This window comes from Microbacterium sp. NPDC077644 (assembly GCF_040702785.1).
Classification (GTDB): domain Bacteria; phylum Actinomycetota; class Actinomycetes; order Actinomycetales; family Microbacteriaceae; genus Microbacterium.
This window is the reverse complement of sequence record NZ_JBFBME010000001.1, coordinates 180,594-190,563: the sequence shown is the minus strand read 5'-3', so window position 1 is coordinate 190,563 and position 9,970 is coordinate 180,594. Positions and strand designations below refer to the sequence as shown.

Below are 9,970 nucleotides of genomic sequence, written 5' to 3'. Positions count from 1 at the left end.
CCTGCGTCGCGGCCTGCCCCGATGCCTGCGACGACGCGGACACCCACGCATTCCGCGCCACATTCGGGCCGTCATACGCCGCCGGCCCCGGCACACCTACCTGCACCGGTGCGGGCTCCGGCTCAGGATCGGGATCGGGCTCCGGGCCCGGTGCGACATCTCCGTTGTAAGCCTCGATCTCGGCGAGTCCGACATTGCGCGTGCTCTCGGAGACCGACGAGACCGTGAAGCGCAAAGCCGTAGTCGCCCGCGACCGGAACGTCACCACCGTCGCCGATCCGTCGTCGCTCAGCGCGGGCACAGGCACCGTCGATCCATCGGAGAACGTCAGTACGCCGCTGGTGACTTGGTCGGACGCGTTGGGACGATCGTAAAGGTAGACCCGGTCGATGGTCTGCGCGGAGGACCACGACAGCAACAGCCAGGCGCCAAGCCCCTGATAGTGACTCGACCATTCCGCAGAGGCGTCGCCGGGGTACCCGTCGATGACACTGTCGATAGCCTGCGTCGCAGACTGGCCGGACGCCTGCGACGATGCCGATACCCATGCGTTCCGCGCCACATTGGGACCGTCGTACGCCGCTGGCCCGGGCACGCCCTCCTGCACCGGGATCGGATCCGGGTCGGGTTCGGGTTCGGGGTCTGGCTCGGGCTCCGTTCCCGGATCCGGTGCGACATCGCCGTTGTACGCCTCGAGCTCGGCGAGCCCGACATTGCCTGTGCCTGCCGAAACCGACGACACCGTGAACTTCAGTGACGTCGTGTTTCGGGCAGCGAACGTGATGACGGTGGCCGAGCCGTCGTTGACGAGGGCGGGCACCGTCACGGTGGAGCCATCGGAGAAGGTCAGCACTCCCCCTGTGATCCGATCCGACTCGTTCGGCCGGTCGTACAGATACACCCGATCTATCGTCTGGGCCGACGACCACGAGAGCGTCAGCCAAGCGCCGGCTCCTTCGGATCGGGTAGCCCACTCAGCCGACCAGTCGCCGGGGTAGCCGTCGACCACAGCGTCGATCGCCTGCGTCGCCGCCTGCCCCGACGCCTCCGACGATGCGAGTACTCGCGCATTGCGCGCCACGTTCGGCCCGTCGTACGCGGCGGGACCCGGCACGCCGACCTCAAGCTCTGGGATGGGAGCCGTGTACTGACGCTCGGTCCACAACGCCGCGTCGCCACTCGGGCACACCGACTCGTTGCAGAGAAGGTGGTCATGCGCCGCATAGCTGCGGATGGCCGCCGTCTTCGCCGCCAACGCATCACCGGAGACGTTCACCTGCTCGGTCTGCGAGCTGTATCCGCGATACGAGACGATGTCTCCGCCGAACCCGTCAAGGGCCGCCAGTGCGAAACGCGCGCCTGAGATGTGGTCAGCATGGTCGTACTGGCCCGACCGGGAATCCTGCACCCGCACCGTGTTGGGCGCATACGTGTCGACGATCGCGGCGATCGTGTCGATGAGTCCCTGACGCGTGTACGGGACGCCGGAGTCGACAGCAGTCATCTGATCCAGCTCGCCCTCCCACAACTGGGAAAGCGACTGCCTCCCTCTGATCGGGTACCCCTCGCCGAAGACGCCGCCATCCGGGAGCCGAAGATACACCTCGGTGATCGAACCGGCATCCGGGCTCGTCGACACCGCCACAGACCGCCCCGCGAACGTTGCCGTGCTCGCTTGCCATGCCGCATCAGACGACAGGCCGAGCATCGTGTTGTAGGCGGCCTGGGAGCCGCGCTCGCGGCCCTGCCAGTAGTCCGCCTCGCGACCGTCGTCGCCTGCGGTCAGGAAGACGGTGACCACGCATGCACCGGCATCGATGTCGGTCATCAGATCGGGATTCATGAACAGGATGTCGTCATCCTGATGAGCCACTATGGTCGCGACTGTCGTCTCGCAATCCGCCGCAGAAGCAGACGTCGGAACCACGAGCGCTGCGAGCGTGAGCACGGCAGCGGTGGCGATCCCCAGAATCGATCGATTCGCATGCTTGAACACTGCATTCCCCAATGCATTGCGCGTACGCCTGAGCGCACGACCCCAGTATCGGCACGGACCCCAGATCCGAACCTGCTCCGAGTATGGCACGACGGGCGCTCCGCCGCTAGATCCGCGAGCCCACCGAACGCAGGATGTCGGCGTGCCTGCGCACCATATTCTCCTCGGTGAAGCGCTCCGGTACTCCCTGTGTCGCGCGGACGGAGTGCGCGGCGACCCGCAGGATCCCCTCCGAGAACGCTCGGCGATTCCTCTGATGACGCATCCGGCGCTGACGCGCCATCGCGCTCTCACTGACATCCTCGTTCGCTCGGACGACCAGCACGCCCCGCGGGCCGCAGACGTCGACGAGCTCGCGGGCGAATCCGACTTCCGTCACGACGATCGGCAAGCCGTGCGCGACCGCTTCCACCGCCGCGATCGGTCCGCCCTCCGAGAACGAATCCAGCGCGAAGACATCCGCACCCTGGAAAAGGGTCGAGGAATCCGAATCGCCGAGGAAGTGCACCCGGTCGCCGTTCGGATGCCGTCGGCGGATGATGTCCGCACGACGCACCTCCAACCAGCTGTTGGGCGCGCCTGCCACGACCAGCTGCAGTCGCGGATCCTGTTCGGCCGCGAGCAGGAAGGCATCGACGAGACCTGTCGGGTTCTTCTGCTCGCTGAACCGCTGGAGTCCCAGCACGATGACGTCCTCGCCGCCGAATTCGCGACCGAGCGCCCTCCCGATCGCGGAGCGCGCGGTGGCGTGCTGCTGTTCGTCGATCGTCTCAGCAGGAGGAACACCGTTCTCGACGACAAGCGCCGTCACACCCGTGCGCTCCTCGAAGTAGTCACGCACCGATGTGCTCACGGCGACGCTCGCGGGGGCATCGTGCAGCATCCGAGTGACTTCACCCCACACAGCCGGGGTCAGGTACGACTCCATGGCGTGGAATACGGGAACCGTGCGGGAACGCCACGGCGCGAGCGACCGCATCAGCGTCGGGTCGAGCCGGTGCAGCTGGACGACGTCCGGCCGGCGTCGCGCGATATGCTCTCCGATCCGATCATGCGACACGAACGACACGTGCAGGCCGTCGTTCTCGAGCATCCGCTGCACGCGTCCGCCGGACGAGCAGACCACCTCGACGTCGAACCCCATCGATGCCAGCCCTGGGGCGAGGGTCGCGACGACCGTCTCTATCCCACCCGTGTCGAGATCGCCCGCCAGAATCATGCACGATATCGGCTCACCGGCCCCGGTCGCAACGGCTGCGCCCAGCCGACGCTCGCCGGCAGCCCGCTTCTCCACGATGGGCAGGCCGTCTCTGAGCGCCAACGCTGCGAGCAGCCGATTCCAGTGCCCGAACCGATACTTCGCCGGCACGGCGTCGGTGGCCACAGTAAGCGCACGCAGAGCGACATCGGCTGCTCGCAGCCCCAACGCCGCGAACATCGCGTTTCGCAGCTCGTTCATCGCACCGGCCGTATCCGTCGCCATTCCCGCCATGCCCACGGCCAGACCAGCCCGGCGTACACCGCGACGGCCGCGAGACCGCCGATCAGGAGCGCGAGGAGGTCATGATCGATGAACGTGTGGCACACAACGGCTGCGACGATCGCGGGGATCGCCGCAGCCGTTGGCCACAGCGATCGGCGGATGAGCGGCATCACGCGGACGCCGCTCTGACGCAGGACGATCAGGTAGGCGGGGAGAACGACAGCCGCCGCGACGATGACGTGGACCCACCCTGCGCCGACGATTCCGTACGATCCGGTCGCGACGATCATGCCCATCACAAGCGTGATCAGCCATATCACCTGGATCCACAGCACCGGTTGGGCGCGTCCTCGCGCATAGAGGAATCCGGTGAAGATATCGAAGACCACCCGCAGCGCACCATATATCCCGAGCGCTGCGAGCACGGGGGCTGCTGCAAGCCATCTGTCCCCGTACAGCACGCTGATCAGCGGGGCGCTCAGCACGGCGAGGACGCCACCCGCCGGCAGCGCACCGGCCCAGCCGATCGCGACGACCGTGGCCAGTCCGCCGGACGGGCCGTCAGCGCGGGAGAAGTACGGCATGGAGATTGCGCGCACACTCTGCGAGAGAGCATTCATCGGCCAGCTCGAGATGTTGAACGCGAGCACGTAGTACCCGAGAGCCGTTACCCCGACCATCCTCGCCAGGATCACGTTGTCGACGTTCAGCAGTCCCCACGCGAGCAGGTTGGCCGTCGCGATCGGAACGCCGAACGCAAGGATCGGCTTGAGCCGTGTGCGATCCAGACCATAGCGCGGACGCACGCGTGCGAGGAAGAACTGCATCGTCGACGACACGACCTGCGCGGCGACGCGCCCCAGTGCCAGTCCCATCACCCCGAAGCCGAAGAAGATCAGGACGAGGGTGACCGTGGTCGACACGACGAAGTCCACCGCTCCCACCAGGAACATCGCCCGCTGCTGGAATCGACGCATCAGCATCGAATACGGCACGAGACTGATGCTTCCGAGCACGAGGGTGAAAGCGAGGACCGAGATGGCGGGCGCTGCCTCCGGGCTTCCCAGCAGCCCCGCCACCGAGGTACTCGTGGCAGCCGTTACAAGCGTCATCGTCGCGCCGCTCACGAGCCCGAGCGTCGCGATGGTCGGTGCGATCTTCTCCGGTTCCTCCGACCGGATCAAGTCCGACGACAGGCCGAGGTCTGAGACTGTAGACAGGACCGACTGCACAGTGAGCGCGACGGCATACACTCCGAATTGCTCAGGCGTCAGCAGCCGGGCGAGTACGATCCCGACGACGAGGCTTCCCAGCCGCAGAACGATCGAGCTGACAGCGCTCCACGCCGCGCCGCGAGCCGCGGTCATCTTCAGAGACTGCTCAGTACCGGTCATCGTGAATCCTCACGCTCTGCAGCGGCAGCGACGAGCAGCCGCAGTAGTCCGTCCGCCGCGATCGTCGCGCCGAGCTCGTTGAGATGTCCACCATCGCTTGTGTACTCATCGCAGATGCTGTGATACGGATCTCCTTCTTCGGTCTCCCGCGTCTCGGAGCCTCCGTCCGCGCATGTCGACACGACAGAGGCCAGGTCGTACAGCCGACCGGTCGACCCGTAGTGATCCCTCATGAGCGTGTTGAACCGCTCGATGGCGGCGTTGTTCTCCGGCTGCCATCCCGTGACCGAGACCGTGACGTGCAGGAACGCGACCTGCGGGTAGTCGGATTCGAGCCGATCCATCATCGAACGATAGGAGTCGAAGAGGTGCTGCACATCGGTGTCCGCCACGACGTCGACGTAGCCGAGTTTCATGACCGCGATGTCGGCGTTCGCGCCGACTCCTTCGATGCGCATCCAGCGATCGAAGTCGCGCAGCTTGGACTGCGGGTCCTCGGTCTGATCGAGCCAGTGGTCGCCGAAGCCGCCCTCGGTCGCGGGGAGCCCCACATCCACGCGCGGCGGCTCGAGCTCCAACCGCCGGTACACGGCCGGGAAGCCGTCCTCGACGATGTTCCCGCCCACCGAACGATGAGCGAAAAAAATCCGTACCTGCCGCAGCGACTCCAGTCCGACAGCATCGAGTTCGGGCAACGGATCCGGCGTCGCCACTGAGTTCGGCTCGACCGATGCCTGGGGCGCCGACGGTTCCGGCACCGATTCGGCCGACGCGCCTGTCCCCGCGGCCTCTATGTCGCCGGTGCACCCCACCAGCACGAGCACAGCCGCAAGCAGCGCCGCGATCTTCGCACTGGGATGCTTCCGCGCTCGCGATTCGATGCTCATCAGCTCACCAGCGACCCGAGCATCGCCCTGTTGTCGTAGTTCTGCGCCACCACGCGCCCCGGCACCCCGGCGACGAGGGCATGCGCCGGCACATCGCGCGACAGCACAGCCCCGGCCGAGACCGTCGCCCCGTCGCCGATCCGGATCGCTCCCGTGATCACAGCGCCCGGGCCGATCCACACGTCGTCGCCGATCACGGGGAGCCCCTGGTCACCGCCGGCGACTCGCTGCCCGATCGTCACGTTCTGGTGGATCACGACGTTCCTGCCGATCTTCGCGCCGCCGATGATGACGCCGGTGCGGTGCATGAGCAGGAACCCCCGACCGATCTCCGCGTACGGAGAGATCTCGCAGTGATGCAGATGCGTGATCCAACGGTTCCAGACCCGGTGGGCGACGGTGAGCACGAGCCCCGCGAACGCGGATCGACTGCGCACGCGTGCCGCGAATCGGCCGAACCGATAGCACGCGACGCTGTGCAGCTCCGAGTTCGAGATCACGAACGCGAGCTTGCGCCCGAGCGGCGTCCGAGCGCCGTCGAGCAGGCTCGCGAACATCCGTGTCGTATCGGCGGCGAGAGGTCCCGCCGCAATCGTCGTCGACATCGCGACGTCAGACGCGCCCTCAGGCGGTCTTCACCGAGACGAACCGGATGAGGTTCTCGATCGAGTCGAGGTTCTCGGGAACCGACTCGGTGTCCTCGACGCGAACGTCGAACTCGCTCTCGAGGAACTCGATGAGCTCGAGCACCCCCGTCGAATCGATCACGCCGGACTGCAGCAGCGATTCCTGCCGAGACGGCATCCGTCCGCTGTCTCCGAACAGGAAGCTGTTCAGAATGAATTCTTCGATGCGCCCATCGATCGTGAGCATGATTTCCCCTATCCCCATCGCGGTGCGAGCCGATCTTCCCCGTGATGATCGACCCTCGTGTCCCCAGACCCGCGTGCTCTATTGTGCTTAGCATCGGCCAGACGCCGTGCCCGCACAGCCAGAAGGATACTCCATGAACGACGCAATGCGGGCACGAATCTTCGCGTCGCCGGTGGGGCACTGACATGTGCGGGATCTGCGGGGTCTTCGACCCCGTCACTACGACCCCACCGGACCTCATCCTGCGGATGATGACCGCGATCGCCCATCGCGGCCCCGACGGCAGCGGATACTTCCGCGACGACACCACGGCTCTCGGGCACACCCGCCTGGCGATCATCGACGTCGACGGCGGCGTCCAGCCGATGACCGGCGAGCACGAACGGGTCTGGCTGGTGTTCAACGGCGAGATCTTCAACTACGTCGAACTCGCCGACGAGCTGCGCAGCCGGGGTCACCGGTTCCGTACAGCCAGCGACACCGAAGTGATCGTGCATGCCTGGGAGGAGTGGGGTCCGGACTGCTTCCGCCGCTTCAACGGACAATGGGCCATCGCCCTGTGGGATCGCCGTGCGCGCGAGCTGATCCTGTCGCGCGATCGCTACGGCATCCAGCCGCTGTACTACACCCGCTCCGGCAGCAGGGTGCTGTTCGCGTCGGAGATCAAATCGCTGTTCAGCGACCTGACGGTCACCCGCGAACTCGACCGCGATGGGATCGACGACCTTCTCACAGCCTGGTCGCCGATCGCACCGCAGACGCTGTTCGCCGGCATCCGGCAGGTCGTCCCCGGCACGTATCTGCAAATCGACGAGCACGGCGTCACATCGCACATGTACTGGGAGCCGGCGTTTCCCGACCGCGGCGCGGAACCGGCTCGCGACCTCCAGCACAACACCGAGCGTCTTCGCGAGGCGGTCATCGACGCGACCCGGCTGCGGTTCCAGCGCAGCGACGTCCCCGTCGGCGCCTACCTTTCCGGCGGCATCGACTCAGCGGTCACGGCAGCGGTCATCGCCGAGTTCGCCGATGCCGATATGCACACGTTCTCACTGCGCTTCACCGACGCCGAGTACGACGAGGGCCACTACCAGCGGCTGATGCGGCAGCGCCTGGGCACCGTTCATCGCGAACTCGCCGTCACGGGGGAAGACATCGCCGAGGCACTGCCCCGAGCGGTATGGCACGCCGAGAGCGCGTTCCTGCGCTCGGCACCCGCGCCGATGATGCTGCTCTCGCAGCTCGTACGAGACGAGGGGTACAAGGTCGTCGTCACCGGCGAGGGAGCCGATGAGGTGCTCGCCGGGTACGACATCTTCCGCGAGGCCAAGGTGCGGGCCCTCATGGCGGAGGAACCGGATGCCGCGGTGCGCGCCGAGCTGACAGAGCAGCTGTACCCGTGGATGCGACGCTCGCCCGGACAGGTGCCCGCGTTCGCCCAGAGCTTCTTCAACCGCCCCTTCGCCCCAGACGACCTCGGCGTCTCGCACCGCACGCGCTGGGAGACGACGGCATCCATCGCATCCATGCTGCATCCCGACCGCCGCGCGAGCGGGTCGGCCGACCGCATCCTCGCCGACATGCCCGCCGGCGCCGCCCACTGGGATCCGCTCTCCCGTGCGCAGTGGCTGGAGATACGAACGCTGCTGTCGGGATACCTGCTCTCGTCCCAAGGGGACCGAATGCTGATGGCGAACTCCGTGGAGGGGCGATTCCCGTTCCTCGACCATCGCGTCTTCGACATCGCCGCCGCCGCTCCCGCCGAGCACAAGCTGCATGGTCTCGACGAGAAGCACCTGCTCAAGCGCGCCTTCGCCGATCTCATCCCCGCCGAGATCATCGATCGGCCGAAGCAGCCCTATCGCGCACCGGACGCGTCGAGTATCTTCTTGACTGATGCCCCCGACTGGGTGGCCGATGCGACCTCGCCCGGCGAGATCGTTGCGGCGGGCATCTGGAACCCCCGCGCGGTGGAGCTTCTGATGCAGAAGGGGCGCCGGGCTGAGGGACGCGGGATGGGGAACACCGACAACATGCGGGTCATGGGCGTGCTCACGATGCAGCTGCTGCACCGGATGCTCGTGCGCGACTGGCGTGCGCCGGAGCCGCTGCCGCCGCGACCGGTCGTGACCTTCGACCGGACGAGTGGGAATCTACCTGGGGAGTGGACATGACCGAATTCAGCACGGAGAGCCTCGCGATCGACGAAGAAGCCGAGACCGAGCGCATCGGCGAGCGCATCCGCCGCTATCTCTCGGCCTCGAGACGCAAGGGCCTCGTCGTCGCCGTCTCGGGCGGCATCGACTCGAGCGTGGTCGCGGCGCTGAGCGTTCGCGCCCTCGGGCCAGAACGCGTACTCGCCCTGCACCTGCCCGAGCAGGAGTCGTCAGAGAACACGATCTCGTACAGCACCGAGCTGACCGACGCGCTGGGAGTCGACTCCGCTGAGGAGAACATCACGCCGATCCTCACCGCCGCCGGGTGCTACCAGCGCCGTGACGATGCGATCCGCTCGGTCATCCCCGAGTACGGCCCGGGCTGGGCGTCGAAGATCGTGCTGCCCAGCGTCATCGACTCCGACGCGCTCCGGCTGTTCTCCGTGGTCGCGCAGTCGCCGGACGGCGAACAGGTCAGCGCGCGCCTCACGGCATCCGCGTATCTCGAGATCGTCGCAGCATCCAACTTCAAGCAGCGCACGCGCAAGATGCTGGAGTACTACCACGCCGACCGGCTGAACTACGCCGTCGCCGGCACGCCGAACCGCCTGGAGTACGACCAGGGGTTCTTCGTCAAGCTCGGCGACGGAGCGGCCGACATCAAGCCGATCGCCCACCTCTACAAGACCCAGGTGTACGCGCTGGCGGCGTACCTCGGCGTCCCCGAGTCGATCCGAACGCGCCAGCCCACCACCGACACGTACTCGATGCCGCAGTCGCAGGAGGAGTTCTACTTCTCACTCCCCTACGCGCTCATGGACCTCTGCCTGTTCGGCCTCAACCACGGCATCGGCGCCGAGGCCGTCGCGCAGGCGGCGGATCTGAGCGCAGAGCAGGTCGAGCGCGTGTTCCGCGACATCGAGCAGAAGCGGCGCAGCACCGCCTACCTGCACGAGGCCCCGGTCCTCATCACCCCCGTGGGCGAGGTCGAGCACCTCGATCTCACCTGAGACCGCTCGCACGCCGTCGGCGGAGTCACCGGCGGCGACAGCTTGAGCTACCGCGACGGCTACTCCTTCGACGACCGCCGACAGGCAGACGAGCCGCGTCACCCCGGCATCCGCCGCTCGCTGCGCAAGCCAACCGGTCAGCGTCACAGACCAACCGGAGCAGCCCCGAGC

7 protein-coding genes and 1 pseudogene are annotated in these 9,970 nt (G+C 66.9%); 2 read left to right on the top strand and 6 right to left on the bottom strand.

Annotated elements, in window-relative coordinates; all coding sequences use genetic code 11:
• From AB0269_RS00995 to AB0269_RS00970, 6 genes and pseudogenes are all read right to left on the bottom strand, one after another.
• Positions 1-1,828: pseudogene (locus tag AB0269_RS00995) on the bottom strand (hypothetical protein); the annotation flags it as partial.
• A gap of 274 nt (positions 1,829-2,102) precedes the next feature.
• On the bottom strand, positions 2,103-3,455 hold the full coding sequence (locus tag AB0269_RS00990; RefSeq protein WP_366209318.1) for a glycosyltransferase: 1,353 nt from the start codon (positions 3,453-3,455) through the stop codon (positions 2,103-2,105).
• Entirely contained in the window at positions 3,452-4,873 is a 1,422-nt protein-coding gene (locus AB0269_RS00985; protein ID WP_366209317.1) for an oligosaccharide flippase family protein, read from the bottom strand. Before AB0269_RS00985 ends, AB0269_RS00990 begins: the two co-directional genes overlap by 4 nt.
• On the bottom strand, positions 4,870-5,760 hold the full coding sequence (locus tag AB0269_RS00980; protein WP_366209316.1) for a hypothetical protein: 891 nt from the start codon (positions 5,758-5,760) through the stop codon (positions 4,870-4,872). The genes AB0269_RS00985 and AB0269_RS00980 overlap by 4 nt, the downstream gene beginning before the upstream one ends.
• Entirely contained in the window at positions 5,760-6,365 is a 606-nt protein-coding gene (locus AB0269_RS00975; RefSeq protein ID WP_366209315.1) for a serine acetyltransferase, read from the bottom strand. The genes AB0269_RS00980 and AB0269_RS00975 overlap by 1 nt, the downstream gene beginning before the upstream one ends.
• 19 nt (positions 6,366-6,384) lie before the next feature.
• Positions 6,385-6,633, bottom strand: coding sequence for an acyl carrier protein (locus AB0269_RS00970; RefSeq protein ID WP_227530676.1), 249 nt, complete (start codon positions 6,631-6,633; stop codon positions 6,385-6,387).
• Between the two features lie 185 nt (positions 6,634-6,818).
• Here AB0269_RS00970 and asnB point away from each other — a divergent pair, with 185 nt between their 5' ends.
• Both asnB and nadE read left to right on the top strand, forming a co-directional pair.
• Positions 6,819-8,807 (top strand): asparagine synthase (glutamine-hydrolyzing), encoded by a 1,989-nt coding sequence (gene asnB / locus AB0269_RS00965; RefSeq protein ID WP_366209314.1) that lies wholly within the window; start codon positions 6,819-6,821, stop codon positions 8,805-8,807.
• Positions 8,804-9,799 carry an NAD(+) synthase gene (nadE, locus tag AB0269_RS00960; RefSeq protein WP_366209313.1) on the top strand — a complete coding sequence of 332 codons (996 nt, stop codon included), beginning with the start codon at positions 8,804-8,806 and terminating at the stop codon, positions 9,797-9,799. Before asnB ends, nadE begins: the two co-directional genes overlap by 4 nt.
• The last annotated feature ends 171 nt before the right edge of the window (positions 9,800-9,970 follow it).

Coding starts and splice junctions, on each gene's coding strand:
- AB0269_RS00985 (WP_366209317.1), bottom strand. CDS start 4,873: ATGACCGGTACTGAGCAGTCTCTGAAGATGACCGCGGCTCGCGGCGCG.
- AB0269_RS00980 (WP_366209316.1), bottom strand. CDS start 5,760: ATGAGCATCGAATCGCGAGCGCGGAAGCATCCCAGTGCGAAGATCGCG.
- AB0269_RS00990 (WP_366209318.1), bottom strand. CDS start 3,455: ATGAACGAGCTGCGAAACGCGATGTTCGCGGCGTTGGGGCTGCGAGCA.
- AB0269_RS00970 (WP_227530676.1), bottom strand. CDS start 6,633: ATGCTCACGATCGATGGGCGCATCGAAGAATTCATTCTGAACAGCTTC.
- nadE (WP_366209313.1), top strand. CDS start 8,804: ATGACCGAATTCAGCACGGAGAGCCTCGCGATCGACGAAGAAGCCGAG.
- asnB (WP_366209314.1), top strand. CDS start 6,819: ATGTGCGGGATCTGCGGGGTCTTCGACCCCGTCACTACGACCCCACCG.
- AB0269_RS00975 (WP_366209315.1), bottom strand. CDS start 6,365: ATGTCGACGACGATTGCGGCGGGACCTCTCGCCGCCGATACGACACGG.